Origin of the sequence: Micromonospora arida, assembly GCF_042873195.1 — a bacterium.
GTDB classification, from domain to species: domain Bacteria; phylum Actinomycetota; class Actinomycetes; order Mycobacteriales; family Micromonosporaceae; genus Micromonospora; species Micromonospora arida.
Genome location: NZ_JBIALC010000005.1, coordinates 167,331 through 183,702, shown reverse-complemented (window position 1 = coordinate 183,702; position 16,372 = coordinate 167,331). Strand labels below are relative to the sequence as shown.

Below are 16,372 nucleotides of genomic sequence, written 5' to 3'. Positions count from 1 at the left end.
GGCCGTGAGCAGGGCCAGCGCCGTCCTCAGTCCGGTGCCACCAGCCGGAATCCGACCCCCCGCACGGTGCGCAGGTAGCGCGGCTTCGCCGCGGACTCGCCCATCTTTCTGCGGAGCCAGTACAGGTGAACGTCGATGGTCTGGTCCTCGCCGACCGATGGCTGCCGCCATACCTCCTCCAAGAGTTCCCGGCGGGACACTACCCGCCCAGGTCGTGCGGCGAGATACGCCAACAGGTCGAATTCTTTGCGGGTCAGCGCCAGCGGCTCCCCGTCGAGCTGGGCGCTGCGTTCGCCCACGTCCACCCGCAGCCCGCCGACGCTGTGCACCGCGGGCTGCACGGACCGACTGGCCCGGCCGGCCCGGCGCAGCACGGTGGTGATCCGGGCGTCCAGGTGCGCGCCGGTGAACGGCTTGACCATGTAGTCGTCGGCGCCGGCGCGCAGCAGCTTGACCACCGACTGCTCGTCGTCGCGGGCGGTGGCGATGATGATCGGAACGTCGGTGATGCCGCGCAGCATCCGCAGCGCGTCCGAGCCGTCCAGGTCGGGCAGGCCGAGGTCGAGCACCACCAGGTCGGGTGTCTCCGCGGCGACCCGGCGCAGGGCGTCCAACGCCGTACCCACGGCGTGCACGGCATGCCCCCGGTCGGTGAGGGACCGCAGCATCGCGCCGCGTACGACGTGATCGTCTTCGACCAGGAGCACGGAGGCCACGACAAGACCGTACTTGGCCTGGCAAGTTGATCGCGTTGCGGCGTGCCTGGCGACCGGGCAAGCTGGTACGACGATGTCGTTCACCCTGTTCGCCGATGCCCGCTTGGCGCTCGCCCGGGACAGCCTCGCCGGTCTCTCCACCGGCGACGCGCTCGGCGCGCAGTACTTCCTGCCGGGGCCCGCACCCGTGGATCTCGCCGCCGACGCGCTGCCCCCACCGCCCTGGGAATGGACCGACGACACCGAGATGGCCTGTTCGGTCCTCGCCCAGCTGGCCGACTCCGGCGGCATCGACCGGGACCGGCTTGCCCTTTCCTTCGCCGAGCGATGTACCGAGCGACGGGGCTACGGCGCGGGCGCGATGCTCATCCTGGGGCTGATCCGCACCGGCACGCCGTGGCCGCTGGCCGCCGCGTCCGCCTTCGACGGGCAGGGCTCCTGCGGCAACGGCGCGGCGATGCGGGTCGGCCCGCTGGGCGCGTACTTCGCCGACTCGACCGCGCGCGCCGCGGCACAGGCCCGCGCGTCCGCCGAGGTGACGCACGCGCACCCGGAGGGGATCGCCGGCGCGGTCGCCGTCGCCGTCGCCGCCGCGCTGGCCGCCCGGGCCCGCCTCGACGGGCACCGGCCGGCCCCGGAGCGGCTGCTCGCCGGAATCGCTGCCGCGCTCGACCCGGGCACCGAGGTGCATCGGGGCGTACACCGGGCCGCCGGGCTGCTCGGCCGACCGTTGCCCCGGGTGGTGGCCGCGCTCGGCAACGGCTCCCGGGTGATCGCCCAGGACACCGTCGGGTTCACCCTCTGGGTGGCCGCCACGCACCTCGACGACTATCCGGCGGCCGTCGAGACGTGCGTACGGGCCGGTGGGGACGTGGACACCACGGCCGCCATTGCCGGATCGGTGGTGGCGGCGCACACCGGCGTCGGCACCCAGGGCGGGGTGCCCGAAAAGTGGCTGACGGCCCGCGAGCCGCTACCTGACTGGCTCCCCTGACCCCCCCGGGGGACGCCCTTCCCTGCCCTGCCCTGGCCTGCGGCTGCCCTGCGCCTGTGCCTGCGCTGCCCTGCCCTGGCCTGGCCTGGCCTGCGCACGATCAACTCGGCTTCCTGGAAATTGGGTCGTCCGGGCGGCAGGGATGCCGCGGTTTCCTGAAAGCCGAGTGGATCACCGCTAAATCGGGCTGTCGGGGCGGCGGAGATGCCACGGTTTCCGGGAACCCGAGTGGATCACCGCGATGCTGCGGGAACAGCGGCCCGGGGGTCGGCGGCCTGGGGATCGGTGGGCTGCGGATCGGCGGGCTGTGGGTTGGCCGGCTGCGGGTGGGCGGCCTGGGGGTCGGTGGGCTGCGGGTCGGCGGGCTGTGGGTTGGCCGGCTGCGGGTTGGCGGCCTGGGGGTCGGTGGGCTGCGGGTTGGTGGGCGTCGGGTCTGGCGTTGCGGTGTCGTCTCCGCGACCGGTTATCTCGGCCAGCGTCGCGGCCTCGTCCGTGCCGCCGGTCACCTCGGCGAGCGCGGTGGCCTCGTCCGGGTCGCGTCGGCGCCAACGGCTGACCAGCCAGCCGATCGCCGCGCCGCCGCCCAGCCCGGCCAGCAGGCCGGCGGCCAGCATCCCGTCGGCGCTGCCCTCGTCGGTGCCGTCCGCCGGGGCCGGCGGTGCGGCGTCCGCACCGTTGTCCGCTGCGGCCGGTGCGCTGGCCGCAGGGCCGGCGTGCCCGCCGTGTGCGGCCGGACCCGCCGCGCCGGGCGCCGCCGGCAGCAGGGCGAGCGTCGGGGCCCGGTGCGGGCCGGTGGCGTCCGCCCACCGGACCACAGTGCCATCGGCGTACGTCTGGACGACCTCGAAGGTGAGCCGCTCGGCCTGCGGCATCGGCCCCATGGAGAGCGCCAGCCGAGCCGGCCCGGGGTCACTCGCACCGACTCGGACCCACGTCACCGCGGTCGTGACCGTGCTCACCCCGGAGGAGTGGATGCCGGCCAACGGCTTGTCCAGGGTGCGGGAGCTGATCCGGGGAGCCCAGCCGTTCACCGACATGGGGTACACCTCGGCGATCGGCGCGTCGGCCGGCAACCGGATCTCGATCTGGTTGGTCTTCGTGCCGGCCCGCTCCTCCGGAACGCTGAACTCCAGCCGTACCGCGTCGCCCTGCCGGGCCTCGGTCGGGGTGGTCGTCACGTCCGCCGCGTACGCCGTGCCAGGCCAGAGCAGCAGCCCAGCGGCGGTCACCGCGGTAGCCGCCACGATCCGCCGCCGACGGCCACCGCCGTACGTGCTCGCCATCTCGTGCCCCCATCCGTGTCGACGCGGCCGGCACCGGTTTCCGGCCACACCTTCTAGTTCGGCTGCGAGGCGCGAAAGGTTCAACGTCGGCGGTAAGGAGGTGCCCTTCCCGGTCGGAGGCGGGGCGACCGATAGCATCGGCAGGAGCCGAGGATCGGCACTGTTTCGTACCACTTGGAGGAGTCACCGTGTCCGCACCCCGTACCCCCGCCGTGGCCGACCCCGTCGTCGTCGCCGCCGGGACCACGGCGGCCGACGCGGTGGCCGCGGCCGGACTGCCCGCGAACGGCCCCAAGGCGATCGTCGTGGTCCGCGACCCGCAGGGCCAGCTGCGCGACCTGGACTGGACGCCGGCCGAGGAGACCGTCGTCGAGCCGGTCAGCCTGAATTCGCCCGACGGGCTCAACGTGCTGCGCCACTCCACCGCGCACGTCCTCGCCCAGGCCGTGCAGGACATCTTCCCCGAGGCCAAGCTGGGCATCGGCCCGCCCATCGAGAACGGCTTCTACTACGACTTCGACGTCGACAAGCCGTTCCAGCCCGATGACCTCAGCAAGCTCGAGAAGCGCATGCAGGAGATCATCAAGTCTGGTCAGCGGTTCCGTCGCCGCCGCTTCGGCAGCCTGGACGAGGCGCGCTCCGAGCTGGCCGACGAGCCGTTCAAGCTGGAGTTGATCGAGGTCAAGGGCGAGGGCCTGGACACCGACGAGGTCATGGAGGTGGGCGGCGGCGAGCTGACCATCTACGACAACCTCGACGCCAAGGAGGACAAGGTCTGCTGGTCGGACCTGTGCCGGGGCCCGCACCTGCCGACCACCCGACTGATCGGCGCGTTCAAGCTCATGCGCTCCGCCGCCGCTTACTGGCGGGGGTCGGAGAAGAACCCCCAACTACAGCGGGTGTACGGCACCGCGTGGCCGACCCGCGACGAGCTCAAGGCGTACCTGAAGCTGTTGGAGGAGGCCGCCCGGCGCGACCACCGCAAGCTCGGCGCGGACCTCGACCTGTTCAGCTTCCCCGACGAGATCGGCTCCGGCCTGGCGGTCTTCCACCCCAAGGGCGGCATCATCCGCCGCGAGATGGAGCACTACTCCCGCCAGCGGCACGAGGCGGCGGGGTACGAGTTCGTCAACACCCCGCACATCACCAAGGCGCAGCTGTTCCAGACCTCCGGTCACCTGCCGTACTACGCGGACACCATGTTCCCGCCCATGCAACTGGAGGGCGCGGACTACTACCTCAAGGCGATGAACTGCCCGATGCACAACCTGATCTTCAGGTCGCGCGGGCGGTCGTACCGGGAGCTGCCGCTGCGAATGTTCGAGTTCGGCACGGTCTACCGGTACGAGAAGTCCGGCGTCGTGCACGGCCTGACCCGGGTCCGCGGCCTGACCCAGGACGACTCGCACATCTACTGCACCCGCGAGCAGATGGCCGGTGAGCTGTCCACGCTGCTCAGCTTCGTGCTCGACCTGCTGCGCGACTACGGCCTGGACGACTTCTACCTGGAGCTGTCGACCCGGGACGACTCGCCCAAGTTCATCGGGGCCGACGAGGACTGGGCCGAGGCCACCGAGGCGCTGCGGACCGCCGCCGAGACCTCCGGCCTGGACCTGGTTCCCGACCCGGGCGGCGCGGCGTTCTACGGGCCGAAGATCTCCGTGCAGGCCCGTGACGCCATCGGCCGGACCTGGCAGATGTCCACCATCCAGGTCGACTTCAACCAGCCGGAGCGGTTCGCGTTGGAATACCAGGCCGCCGACGGCAGCCGGCAGCGGCCAGTGATGATCCACCGGGCGTTGTTCGGCTCGATCGAGCGGTTCTTCGGGGTGCTGACCGAGCACTACGCGGGGGCGTTCCCGGCCTGGCTGGCGCCGGTGCAGGTGGTCGGCATCCCGATCCGCGAGGACCACACCGACTACCTGCACGGCTTCGTCGCGGCGCTGCGCGCCGAGGGGATCCGGGCCCAGGTGGACGCGGGTGACGACCGGATGCAGAAGAAGATCCGGACGGCGCAGCAGCAGAAGATCCCGTTCATGGTGATCGCCGGTGACGACGACGTGGCCGCCGGTACGGTCTCCTTCCGCTACCGCGACGGCTCCCAGCGCAACGGGGTGCCGGTCGCCGAGGCCGTGACCCACGTGCTGGACGTGGTCAGCTCACGGACCAACATCGGCCCGTCCGCCGCAGCGGAGTAGCGGGACCACTGCCTGCCGCGGGCGTGCCGCCCGCAGCCCGCCCGCAGCCCGCCCGCAGCCCGCCCGCAGCCCGCCCGCAGCCCGCTCGGGCGGCCCGTCGCGGTCCGTTCGCGGCCTGTCACGACCTGCTCGGGCGGCCCGTCGCGGTCCGTTCGCGGCCTGCCGGGGCTCGCTCGCGGCTCGCGCGCCGCATGATCGCGCTCGATCCAGGAAGTAGTGGCCTCCCCGGTGGGGGAGGCCACTACTTCCATGTTCGAGCGCGATCATCGCCAGGAGGTGGCGCGAGAGTGCGGCGCCCGGAGTGCGGCGCCCGGAGTGCGGCGCCCGGAGTGCGGCGCCCGGAGTGCGGCGCCCGGAGTGCGGCGCCCGGAGTGCGGCGCCGGGAGGCGGCGCTGGGTGTCAGATGCCGCAGTTGGGCGCTGACCAGCCTCCGACCGCTGCCACGTGGGTGTGGTCGTTGTGGTCGGGGTAGCCGGGGCCGAGGATCTGCCCGAAGCCGTGGTAGCGGGCCTGCTGCGCCAGCCGGCAGAACGACGGGGACCCGACCAGGTCGACCCCGTCGCCGTACAGGTGTCGGCTGTTCGACGCTCCGCCGACGGCGCTGTTGCAGGCGTAGCTGCGGAAGCTGCTGCTGATCGCGATGTTCACGTCGCCGAGGGCGTGGCGCATGGCCTGGAGCTTCCACATCGAGACGAGCGCGTTGAACCGCGCGGTGCTCGCCGAGACCGCGCCGCCGGACCAGGTGCTGTTGCAGTTGTTCAACTCGGCGTAGCTGAAGTTGACCGGGGTGCAGTCGTCGTCCTGGAGGGCGTAGAGCCGGTTGAACGTCTGCGCCCCGGCGACGCCGTCCGCCGACAGCCCGTACGCCTGCTGGAAGCGGATCACCGCCGATCGGGTGGCCGGGCCGTACGAGCCGTCGATGGTGAGCACCGCGCCGTAGCCGGGGTAGCCGGCGACCCGGATCTGGAGTTGCCGGACATCCTCGCCGGACGCCCCCTGGGACAGGGCGCGTCCCCAGGTGTAGCAGCCGTCCGCCTGGGCCGCGCCGGCAGTGAGGGTGACGCCGGCCACTGTGGTGGCGGCGGTCAACGCCAGTGCCGCGAGGAACCTGCCGAGCCGTCGGAACATGTAACCCTCCATCAATGCATGGAAGTACTTGGATGCACGGAAGTTTCATGCCTCGGCTTTGATCCGTCAAGAACTTGCAGTCCCGGGTTTCCCGAAGGCAGGTGTCGCGGCGTGCCCGCGGGGCTCCGTAGGATCGGCTCGTGACAGGGGCGGAACGGCACACGGACAGTGACGGCATGGCGGACGGCCTGGAGCGGCTCTGGACACCGCACCGGATGACCTACATCTCCGGCGAGGACCGCCCGGCCGAGGGCTACGAGAAGCCGACCGGCTGCCCCTTCTGCCGAGGGCCGCAGCTGCCCCCGGAGGAGAGCCTGGTGGTGGCCCGGGGCGAGCACGTCTTCGTGGTGCTCAACCTCTACCCGTACAACCCGGGGCACCTGCTGGTCTGCCCCTACCGGCACGTCGCCGACTACACCGACCTGGACGTGCCGGAGACTACCGAGCTGGCGTCGTATACCCAGAGCGCCATGCGGGTGATCCGCAAGGTCAGCAACGCCCACGGCTTCAACCTCGGCATGAACCAGGGCGGGGTGGCCGGCGCCGGCATCGCCGCGCACCTGCACCAGCACGTGGTGCCGCGCTGGGGCGGCGACGCGAACTTCATGCCGGTGATCGGCCGCACCAAGGTCCTGCCGCAGCTGCTCGGCGACACCCGCGACCTGCTCGCCCGCGCCTGGCCGTCCTGACCGCCGCCGGCCGCGCCGCGCCGGTCGCGCGGCCTCCGCGCCGGTCCGGCTAGTCGGCGCGCAGCAGCGGGGTCAGCTCCGACCAGCTCTCCACCCGGCGTACGCGGGGCAGCAGCGCGGCGTGTGCGGCGACCTCGGCCTTTCGGGGCCGGAACAGGATGCGGTGCGGCACCGAGTCGAGATAGCCGAGCACCTCCAGCTTGTCGTCCACGAAGTGGGTCAGGCCGAGGCGTCTGGCGATCGGCGCCTTGTCCGGTCGGGTGCGGCAGAAGTGCACCCGCTCGACCGGGATGCCGGTGCGGGCCGGAAAGTCGTGGTGGGCCAGCCAGTCCCGGGTACGCCGCTCGGTGGCCTCCCCGCACTTGGACACCAGGTGCACCTCGTCGAACGCCGGGCCGAGCGCCGAGAGCGCGTCGAACGCCCCGACGACGGCCGGCGTACGGAGGTAGTGCGCGCCGAAGAACGACGTGTCCGCGTCGTCGTCGGCCGGCTCGATGATGACTCCGCCGATGTCCACCCCGAGCCGTCGCATGGCATTGATCATGCCGCACCGTGACCGTCTCCATGCGCCCGCGTGTCCGCCCGCGGATCTGCTACGCCACGGCCCGCCGAAGGTGGCACGATCGGCCGATGGCAGTCACGACACGGGTGTTGGGGCGCAGCGGCATCGAGGTCAGCGCCCTCGGCATGGGGTGCTGGGCGATCGGCGGGCCCTGGGCGGAGGGCACCCAGCCACTGGGCTGGGGCGCGGTCGACGACGACGAGTCGGTGCGGGCGGTACGCCGGGCGCTCGACCTCGGCATCACCCTCTTCGACACCGCCGACACGTACGGGGCCGGGCACGGTGAGCGGGTGCTCGGTCGCGCGCTCGCCGGTCGCCGCGACGACGCCGTGATCGCCACCAAGTGGGGTTACACCTTCGACGAGGCCGGCCGGCAGGCCACCGGCGAGGACGCGTCGCCCGGGTACCTGCGCAGTGCCGTGACAGCCTCGCTGCGCCGGCTGGACACCGACCGGATCGACCTCTATCAGCTGCACCTGGCCGACCTGTCGGTGCCGAGGGCGCAGGCGCTGATCGGGACCTGTGAGGACCTGGTGGCCGAGGGCCTGATCCGCGCGTACGGGTGGAGCACCGACCGTACCGACCGGGCGACCGCGTTCGGGCAGGCCGCCGCCGGTGCCACCGCCGTGCAGCACGCCCTGTCTGTGCTGCGCGACGCCCCCGAGCTGCTCGCCGTCTGCGAGAAGTACGACCTGGCCAGCGTCAACCGGGGTCCACTCGGGATGGGGCTGCTCACCGGCAAGTACTCGGCCGGGTCGACGCTGCCCCGCGACGACGTACGAGGGCTGGCCCCGGGCTGGTTGGAGTGGTTCCGGGGTGGCCGGCCGGCACCGGAGTGGCTGCGCCGGGTCGGCGCGGTCCGTGCCGCGCTCACCGCCGACGGGCGCACCCTCGCCCAGGGCGCGTTGGGCTGGATCTGGGCGCGCAGCGGGCGCACCATCCCGATCCCGGGCTGCCGTACGGTCGCCCAGGTCGAGGAGAACGCCGCCGCGCTGCACCGGGGCCCGCTGCCGGCGGATCAGTTCGTCGAGGTGGAGCGTCAGCTCGCCGCCGTCCGCACCGCGGCCCTCCGCGACGCCGACCGCCCCCACTGGCCCCGCCCCGCCCACCCCACAGTCCACCCGTAGACCCACCCCGGCGTCACTCCATCCCCCGCCGATCTTGCACTTCCTGCGGCGACTTATGCCGCAACAGCGACATGAGGACAACAGGAAGTGCAAGATCGCCGGGCAGGGTCGGGCCGGGCAGGGCCGGGCCGGGCAGGGTCGGGGCGGGTCGGGGCGGCGCCGGGGGTTAGGGGAGTTGTTCCTTGCGGGTCTGGTCGGCAAGGTGGGCGGGCATGGGGTCGTGGCGGACGAAGTGACGGCGGAAGGTGCCGGTGCCGGCCGTCATGGAGCGCAGCTCGACGGCGTACCGAAGCAACTCGGTGGCCGGCACTTCGGCGCGGACGAGGGTGCGGCCCTCGGTGTCCGGGTCCGGTTCGGTGCCGAGCACCCGGCCGCGTCGGCCGGACAGGTCGCCCATCACCGTGCCCACCGAGCCGTCCGGAACCCGGATGGTGACCTCGTCGATCGGCTCCAGCAGGGCCGGCTGGCCACGCTCGGCCGCGTCGCGCAGCGCCAGCGCTCCGGCGGTCTGGAAGGCCGCGTCTGAGGAGTCGACGCTGTGCGACTTGCCGTCGACCAGTGTGACGCGCAGGTCCACCACGGGGTGCCCGGCGACCAGCCCGCGTTCCAGTTGGGCGCGGACGCCCTTCTCCACGGACGGGATGTAGTTGTGTGGCACCGCGCCGCCGACCACCCGGTCGACGAACTCGAAGCCACTGCCGCGGGGCAGCGGCTCGACCTCGATGTCGCAGACCGCGTACTGGCCGTGGCCGCCGGACTGCTTGACGTGGCGACCGTGCCCCTTCGCGGGCACGGTCAGCGTCTCGCGCAGCGACACCTTGACCGGCTCGGTGTCCAGCTCGACACCGCCGGCGCGCAGCCGGTCGAGCACCACGTCGGCGTGTGCCTCGCCCATGCACCAGAGCACCAGTTGGTGGGTCTCCGGGTTGCGCTCCAGCCGCAGCGTGGGGTCGCCCGCGACCAGGCGGGCGAGGTTGCGGGCCAGGGCGTCCTCGTCGGCGCGGCTGCGGGCGGCGATCGCCACCGGCAGTAGCGGCTCCGGCATCTCCCAGGGGGCGATCAACAGCGGGTCGTCCCTGGTCGAGACGGTGTCGCCGGTCTCGGCGCTGCCCGACTTGGTGATCGCGCAGATGTCACCGGCGACGCAGAGCGACACCTCCCGAAGGGTGGCGCCCAGCGGGGTGTAGATGTGGCCGACCCGCTCGTCGGCGTCGTGGTCGGGGTGCCCGCGTTCGGCCATGCCGTGCCCGGAGACGTGCACGGTCTGGTCGGGGCGCAGCGTGCCGGAGAAGACCCGGACCAGCGAGACCCGACCGACGTGGCGGTCGATGGTGGTCTTGACGACCTCGGCGACCAGCGGCCCGGCCGGGTCGCAGCTCAGTGGCGGACGCGGCGAGCCGTCCACGCCGGTCACCGCCGGCAGCTCGTGCTCCAGCGGCGAGGGGAACGCGGCGGTCAGCACCTCCAGCAGCACGTCCAGCCCGACACCGGTCTGGGCGCAGACCGGCACCACCGGGTAGAAGTGGCCCCGGGCGACGGCCTTCTCCAGGTCGTCGATGAGCACCTCGTCGCTGATCTCCTCGCCGTCGAGGTAGCGGTCCATGAGGGTCTCGTCCTCGCTCTCGGCGATGATCCCCTCGATCAGCTCGTCGCGGGACTCGTCGATGGCCCGCTGGTGCTCCGGGTCCGGGTTGCGGACGTCGGCGGGCAGCCCGGCACTGTAGTCGAAGACCCGACGGGTGATCAGGCCGAGCAGTCCCTCGGTGGAGACCCCGTCGTCGCCGAGCATCGGCAGGTAGAGCGGCATCACGTTGTCGCCGAAGAGGCGCTGGCAGAGCGCCACCGTCTCGTCGACGTCGGCGCGGGGCTGGTCCAGTCGGGCCACCGCGACCGCGCGGGGCATGTCGACGGCGGCGCACTCCTCCCAGAGCGCGACGGTGGCCGCGTCCATGCCGCCCGCGGCGGAGACCACGAAGAGCGCGGCGTCGGCGGCCCGCAGCCCGGCGCGCAGCTCGCCGACGAAGTCGGCGTACCCGGGGGTGTCCAGCAGGTTGACCTTGATGCCGTTGTGCAGCAGCGGCGCGCAGGACAGGCTGACCGAGCGCTGCTGGCGTACGGCGGCGGGGTCGTGGTCGCCGACAGTGGTGCCGTCGACCACGGTGCCGGCGCGGCCGATCGTGCCGGTCGCGGCGAGCAGGGCCTCGACCAGTGTGGTCTTGCCCGCCCCGGAGTGCCCGACGAGCACCACGTTGCGGACCCGCTCGGGCTCGGTCACCACCGGCGTGCCGCCGGTGGAACCCTTCTCGTGACTCTTCTGCGCCATGGGGCGCACCTCCCTCAGCCGGTGGTGGTGGCGACCGCCGCGCGACGGGAAGCGGCCCGGGGCGAGTGCGCGGCGATATCCTCCGGTGGTCTGCTGCACAGCGGGAACGGGACGGGCGGACGGGTGAGCTGGCTCACCTCCCGGCTCGATCTCACACCCGTTGCCGGGTAGGCACAAGCCTCCCCCGGGCGGGTCGGCGGTACCGTCCGTATCGCCGGAGCTGGGCGGACCGTTATCGTGGGGACCGCCATGGCGAAGATCTTCCAAGTGTCGGCCCGCGCGGGGATGACCCGCGTCGTAGAGCCGATTGCCCGCGCCCTGCTGCGCGCGGGCGTCACCCCCAATGCCGTCACCGTCGCGGGCACCGTTGGTGTGCTCGTCGGCGCGCTCGGCTTCGGTGCTCGCGGCCACCTGGTCGCGGGCGCGTTGATCGTCACCCTGTTCGCGCTCACCGACCTGCTCGACGGGACGATGGCCCGGATGAGCGGCGGCTCCACCAAGTTCGGCGCCTTCCTCGACTCAAGCATGGACCGGGTCGCCGACAGCGCCGTCTTCGGCGCGGTCGCGTACTGGTTGGCCACGCAGGGCAACCACTCCGGGGTGGCCGCCGCGTTGGTCTGCCTGGCCGTCGGAGGCCTCGTCTCCTACGTCAAGGCCCGCGCCGAAGGGCTCGGCATGACCTGCAACGTGGGCATCGCCGAGCGCACCGAGCGGCTGCTGATCGTCGGGGTCGGCGGGATCCTCACCGGCGTCGGTGTCGATCCGGCCCTGGAGATCGCGCTCTGGCTGCTCGCCGCCGTGTCGATCTTCACTGTGGGCCAGCGGATGACGCACGTCTACCGCCAGGCCCAGCAGCTCCAGCCGGACGGCCAGGCGTGAGTGGCGTGCCGGCGACCCGGCGTCGGACGACCGGCGGCCGAGCCGCGTGAACCTCACCGAGCTGGGCTACATCGCCGGGTGGCGGGTGGTCCGCGCGCTGCCCCGGCCGTTGGTGGCGGCGGCGTTCCAGGCGGGCGCGGACCGCGCCCACCGCACCGGCGGCGGGGGTACGGCCCGACTGCGCGCGAACCTGCGCCGGGTGGTCGGCCCGGAGTTGCCCGACGCCGAGTTGGACGATCTCGTCAAGCGCGGGTTGCGCTCGTACGCCCGGTACTGGATGGAGGCGTTCCGGCTGCCCGCCCTGAGCCGGTCGCAGATCCTGTCCGGTTTCCGGCTCGACGGCGCCGAGCTGCTCGCCGCCGACGTGGCCGCCGGTCGGGGCGCGGTGGTGGCCCTGCCGCACGCCGGTAACTGGGATGCCGCGGGAGCCTGGGTGGCGGCCACCGGTTGGCCGATCACCACTGTCATGGAGCGGCTCAAGCCGGAGGGCGTGTACAAGCGTTTCCTGGCCTTCCGAGAGGTCCTCGGGATGGAGATCCTGCCGACCCACGGGGGGCCGCGCCCGGCGTTCGACGTGTTGCTGGACCGGCTGCGGGCCGGTGCCGTGGTGCCGTTGCTGGCCGACCGGGACCTCTCCGCCCGGGGGGTGGAGGTGGACTTCTTCGGTGGGAAGACCCGGATGCCCGCCGGGCCGGCGCTGCTCGCGCTGCACACCGGCGCGCCGCTCTACGTGGCCTCACTGTGGTACGAACCGGATGCCGCCTGTGCGTCGCTGGCTGGTCCTTTGCCGGTGCCGGGGCCCGAGGTGGGGCCGCTGGACCAGCGGGTCCGGTCGCTGACCCAGCTGATCGCCGACCGTCTGGCGGCGGGTATCGCCCGGCATCCGGAAGACTGGCACATGTTGCAGCGGATGTGGCTGGACCAGGCGAGGTCGGGGGAGGGCGCGGCGCTGCCCTCGTCGGCCTCCGGCCCGGCCTGAGGAGGTGGGCTGACGGATGCGGATCGGCATCGTGTGCCCGTACTCCTTTGACGTGCCCGGTGGGGTGCAGAACCACGTCATGGACCTCGCCGAGGCGCTGATCGCGCTGGGCCACGAGGTCAGCGTGCTCGCGCCGGCCGACGAGGATTCGCCGCTGCCGGAGTACGTGGTGTCCGCCGGCCGGGCCGTTCCGCTGCCGTACAACGGGTCGGTGGCCCGGATCGCGTTCGGCCCGGTGTCGACCGCCCGGGTGCGGCGGTGGATCACCAACGGCGACTTCGACGTGCTGCACGTGCACGAGCCGCTCACGCTGAGTCTGTCGCTGCTGGCCGTGCTCTCCGCCCGCGGCCCGGTGGTGGCCACGTTCCACACCGCGATGACCCGTTCGCGGGTCCTCGCCGCCGCGCAGGGTGTGCTCCAGATCGTGTTGGAGCGGATCACGGCCCGGATCGCGGTGAGCGCGCTGGCCCGCAAGGTGCAGGTCGAGCACATGGACGGCGGTGCGGTGGAGATCCCCAACGGGGTCGCGGTGGCCAAGTTCGCCGACGCCGAGCCGTTGCCGGGTTGGCCGGGGGAGTGCGCGGCCGGCACCGGTGGCACCCTCGGCTTCCTGGGCCGGTTCACCGAGGCACGCAAGGGCTTCCCGGTGCTGCGCGACGCGTTCGTGGCGCTGGCCGCCAACCGGCCCGGTTTGCGGCTGCTCGTCGCCGGCCCGGGTGACCCCGACGACCTGTACGACCAGTTCCCGGCCGAACTGCACGAGCAGATCACGTTCCTCGGCCTGGTCAGCGAAGCGGACAAGGCGCGCATGCTGCGCAGTGTGCACCTCTATGTCGCACCGAACACCGGCGGTGAGTCGTTCGGCATGATCCTCACCGAGGCCCTCGCTGCGGGTACGACGGTCGTCGCCAGTGACCTGGACGCGTTCCGGCGGGTGCTCGACGGTGGGCGCGCCGGTCGGCTCTTCCCCACCGGCGACCCGGTGGGGCTGCGTGACGTGCTGGTCGAGCTGCTGGACGACCCGGCCGCGCGGGCCACGCTGAGTGCCTGCGGCGATCAGGTGGTCGCGAATTTCGACTGGCCGGTGGTTGCTCGCCGCGTTCTGGAGGTATACGCAGCGGCGATCGAGGCAACCGACGGGCGGGTCATCGACCATGAGTGGGTGGGGCTGAGCTGAGCCGGTGTGACGGATGGTGCGGAGGTGACCGGTGGGACCGGTCCGGCCGCGCCCAATCGGACGAAACGGAGCAGCACTACGATGCCGCACATGTGGTGGGTGGTGGCCGCGAGCGTGGTCGTGGGGCTGGTCGCGGCGTACCTCATCTGGACCGCCGGCCGGGTGGAGCGGCTACAGGGCCGCGCGGAGCTGGCGGCCCGGGCCCTCGACGCCCACCTGCTGCGCCGCGCGGCGGCAGCTGCGGTCCTGGCTGAGCGGCGTTTCGGCGTCGAGCTGTACGCGGCGGCCCGGATCGCCCTGGACGCCAGCCCGGACGAGCGGGAGGCGGCGGAGAACGACCTGACCCGGCAGTTGCGCGGCGTCCAGTTGGACCCGGGCGACCCGGACTGCGCGGCGGTCATCGCCGCGAGTCGTCGCCTCGCGTTGTCCCGGCAGGTGCACACCGACCTGGTCCGGGACGCCCGCTCGGCGCGCAGCCGGCCACTGGTGCGTCTGATGCGGATGGGGCGGGGCCGGGAGTGGCCGCGCTACTTCGACATCGACGACCCGACCCTCGTCGTGCCGGCGGACGTCCCCGCCGCCTGACCTCCGACGGTCGCCGCCTGCTTCCCGACTGGTACGGGCGGGTCGGTGACCACTGCCACAGTGCAGGCCACCGGGGGTCTGATTGGCTGTCGGTGCGGCGTTGAACCGCGCGTAGCATTTTCGCTGCCACCCCCAGAGCATGTCCAAGGAGCGATGACCCGTGCCCGAAAACACCGCCTCGAACACCGGTACCGCCCCCGTCGTCGGCACGGCCCGCGTGAAGCGTGGCATGGCCGAGATGCTCAAGGGCGGCGTGATCATGGATGTCGTCAACGCCGAGCAGGCCAAGATCGCCGAGGACGCCGGCGCCGTCGCCGTGATGGCCCTGGAGCGGGTGCCCGCGGACATCCGCGCGCAGGGTGGGGTGTCCCGGATGAGCGACCCCGACATGATCGACGGGATCATCGGGGCGGTCTCCATCCCGGTGATGGCCAAGGCCCGCATCGGCCACTTCGTGGAGGCGCAGATCCTCCAGTCGCTCGGCGTGGACTACGTCGACGAGTCCGAGGTGCTGACCCCGGCCGACTACGCGAACCACATCGACAAGTGGGCGTTCACAGTGCCCTTCGTCTGTGGCGCGACCAACCTGGGCGAGGCGCTGCGCCGGATCACCGAGGGCGCGGCGATGATCCGCTCCAAGGGCGAGGCGGGTACCGGTGACGTCTCCAACGCCACCACCCACATGCGGAAGATCCGCCAGGAGATCCGCCGGCTGGCCTCGCTGCCGACCGACGAGCTGTACGTCGCGGCCAAGGAGTTGCAGGCCCCGTACGAGCTGGTCAAGGAGGTCGCCGAGAGCGGCAAGCTGCCAGTGGTGCTGTTCACCGCGGGTGGCATCGCCACGCCGGCCGACGCGGCGATGATGATGCAGCTCGGCGCGGAGGGCGTCTTCGTCGGTTCCGGCATCTTCAAGGCGGGCAACCCGGCTCAGCGGGCCGCCGCGATCGTCAAGGCGACCACCTTCCACGACGACCCGGACGTGCTGGCCAAGGTGTCCCGGGGTCTCGGCGAGGCGATGGTCGGCATCAACGTCGACGAGATCCCGCAGCCGCACCGCCTGGCCGAGCGCGGTTGGTGAGCGCTCTTTTCGAACGGCGGACGCGGAGAGGAACGGTGCGACGATGACGGCACCCGTGATCGGTGTGCTCGCGCTCCAGGGCGACGTCCGCGAGCACGTGGCGGCGCTGGCCGCGGCGGGCGCGGACGCCCGCCCGGTCCGCCGTCCGGCGGAACTGGACGCAGTCGACGGCCTGGTCGTCCCCGGCGGCGAGTCCACCACCATGAGCAAGCTCGCCGACATCTTCGAGATGCGTGAGCCGATCGACAAGCGGATCGCCGACGGCATGCCGGTCTACGGCTCCTGCGCCGGGATGATCATGTTGGCGACCGAGGTGCTCGACGGTCGACCCGATCAGCGGGGTTTCGCCGGCATCGACATGACCGTCCGGCGCAACGCGTTCGGCCGGCAGGTCGACTCGTTCGAGGCACCGGTGACCGTCGCAGGGGTGCCGGGCGAGCCGTTCCACGCCGTGTTCATCCGCGCGCCGTGGGTCGAGCGGGTCGGTGCCGGCGTCGAGATCATCGGGGTGGTGTCCGACGGCCCGGCCGCCGACCGGATCGTGGCGGTCCGACAGGGCAACCTGGTGGCCACCTCGTTCCACCCGGAGCTCACCGGTGACCTGCGGGTGCACGCGTACTTCGTGGACCTGGTCCGCGCCGCCTCCTGACGGGT

At 72.5% G+C, this 16,372-nt stretch carries 15 protein-coding genes; 10 read left to right on the top strand and 5 right to left on the bottom strand.

Annotated elements, in window-relative coordinates; translation table 11 throughout:
• Window positions 1–26: 26 nt before the first annotated feature.
• On the bottom strand, window positions 27–716 hold the full coding sequence (locus tag ACFYP0_RS17670) for a response regulator transcription factor (protein ID WP_091401712.1): 690 nt from the start codon (window positions 714–716) through the stop codon (window positions 27–29).
• 73 nt (window positions 717–789) lie between these two features.
• Here ACFYP0_RS17670 and ACFYP0_RS17665 point away from each other — a divergent pair, with 73 nt between their 5' ends.
• Entirely contained in the window at window positions 790–1,710 is a 921-nt protein-coding gene (locus tag ACFYP0_RS17665; protein WP_355501794.1) for an ADP-ribosylglycohydrolase family protein, read from the top strand.
• A 233-nt stretch (window positions 1,711–1,943) separates the two neighbouring features.
• On the opposite strand, the gene ACFYP0_RS17660 is transcribed toward ACFYP0_RS17665, so the two are convergent.
• Window positions 1,944–2,993, bottom strand: coding sequence for a DUF1775 domain-containing protein (locus ACFYP0_RS17660; protein ID WP_355501791.1), 1,050 nt, complete (start codon window positions 2,991–2,993; stop codon window positions 1,944–1,946).
• A gap of 188 nt (window positions 2,994–3,181) precedes the next feature.
• Between ACFYP0_RS17660 and thrS the strand changes: the two genes are divergently transcribed.
• On the top strand, window positions 3,182–5,191 hold the full coding sequence (thrS, locus tag ACFYP0_RS17655) for a threonine--tRNA ligase (RefSeq protein WP_355501788.1): 2,010 nt from the start codon (window positions 3,182–3,184) through the stop codon (window positions 5,189–5,191).
• A gap of 399 nt (window positions 5,192–5,590) precedes the next feature.
• Here the strand turns inward: thrS and ACFYP0_RS17650 are convergent, their stop codons facing one another.
• Window positions 5,591–6,319: a D-Ala-D-Ala carboxypeptidase family metallohydrolase gene (locus tag ACFYP0_RS17650; RefSeq protein ID WP_355502413.1), complete on the bottom strand. Its 729-nt coding sequence runs from the start codon at window positions 6,317–6,319 to the stop codon at window positions 5,591–5,593.
• A 176-nt stretch (window positions 6,320–6,495) separates the two neighbouring features.
• Here ACFYP0_RS17650 and ACFYP0_RS17645 point away from each other — a divergent pair, with 176 nt between their 5' ends.
• Window positions 6,496–7,008, top strand: a complete 513-nt coding sequence (locus tag ACFYP0_RS17645; RefSeq protein ID WP_208741278.1) for an HIT family protein — start codon at window positions 6,496–6,498, stop codon at window positions 7,006–7,008.
• Between the two features lie 49 nt (window positions 7,009–7,057).
• Here the strand turns inward: ACFYP0_RS17645 and ACFYP0_RS17640 are convergent, their stop codons facing one another.
• Window positions 7,058–7,552, bottom strand: coding sequence for a hypothetical protein (locus ACFYP0_RS17640; protein ID WP_124859085.1), 495 nt, complete (start codon window positions 7,550–7,552; stop codon window positions 7,058–7,060).
• A gap of 86 nt (window positions 7,553–7,638) precedes the next feature.
• Here ACFYP0_RS17640 and ACFYP0_RS17635 point away from each other — a divergent pair, with 86 nt between their 5' ends.
• On the top strand, window positions 7,639–8,697 hold the full coding sequence (locus tag ACFYP0_RS17635; RefSeq protein ID WP_355502410.1) for an aldo/keto reductase: 1,059 nt from the start codon (window positions 7,639–7,641) through the stop codon (window positions 8,695–8,697).
• Window positions 8,698–8,863: 166 nt separating this feature from the next.
• Here ACFYP0_RS17635 and ACFYP0_RS17630 read toward each other — a convergent pair whose 3' ends face one another.
• A complete protein-coding gene (locus tag ACFYP0_RS17630; protein WP_355502407.1) occupies window positions 8,864–11,020 on the bottom strand; it encodes an elongation factor G-like protein EF-G2 in 2,157 nt (718 codons plus the stop codon).
• Between the two features lie 249 nt (window positions 11,021–11,269).
• Between ACFYP0_RS17630 and pgsA the strand changes: the two genes are divergently transcribed.
• The 6 genes from pgsA (at window position 11,270) to pdxT (ending at window position 16,367) form a co-directional block, all read left to right on the top strand.
• On the top strand, window positions 11,270–11,899 hold the full coding sequence (pgsA, locus tag ACFYP0_RS17625; RefSeq protein ID WP_355502405.1) for a phosphatidylinositol phosphate synthase: 630 nt from the start codon (window positions 11,270–11,272) through the stop codon (window positions 11,897–11,899).
• A gap of 46 nt (window positions 11,900–11,945) precedes the next feature.
• Window positions 11,946–12,878, top strand: a complete 933-nt coding sequence (locus ACFYP0_RS17620) for a phosphatidylinositol mannoside acyltransferase (protein ID WP_355502402.1) — start codon at window positions 11,946–11,948, stop codon at window positions 12,876–12,878.
• A gap of 16 nt (window positions 12,879–12,894) precedes the next feature.
• Window positions 12,895–14,055 (top strand): glycosyltransferase family 4 protein, encoded by a 1,161-nt coding sequence (locus ACFYP0_RS17615; RefSeq protein WP_124859081.1) that lies wholly within the window; start codon window positions 12,895–12,897, stop codon window positions 14,053–14,055.
• A gap of 81 nt (window positions 14,056–14,136) precedes the next feature.
• Window positions 14,137–14,640 (top strand): hypothetical protein, encoded by a 504-nt coding sequence (locus ACFYP0_RS17610; protein WP_124859079.1) that lies wholly within the window; start codon window positions 14,137–14,139, stop codon window positions 14,638–14,640.
• A 160-nt stretch (window positions 14,641–14,800) separates the two neighbouring features.
• Entirely contained in the window at window positions 14,801–15,718 is a 918-nt protein-coding gene (gene pdxS, locus ACFYP0_RS17605) for a pyridoxal 5'-phosphate synthase lyase subunit PdxS (RefSeq protein ID WP_355502399.1), read from the top strand.
• A 43-nt stretch (window positions 15,719–15,761) separates the two neighbouring features.
• Window positions 15,762–16,367 carry a pyridoxal 5'-phosphate synthase glutaminase subunit PdxT gene (gene pdxT / locus ACFYP0_RS17600; RefSeq protein WP_355502396.1) on the top strand — a complete coding sequence of 202 codons (606 nt, stop codon included), beginning with the start codon at window positions 15,762–15,764 and terminating at the stop codon, window positions 16,365–16,367.
• The last annotated feature ends 5 nt before the right edge of the window (window positions 16,368–16,372 follow it).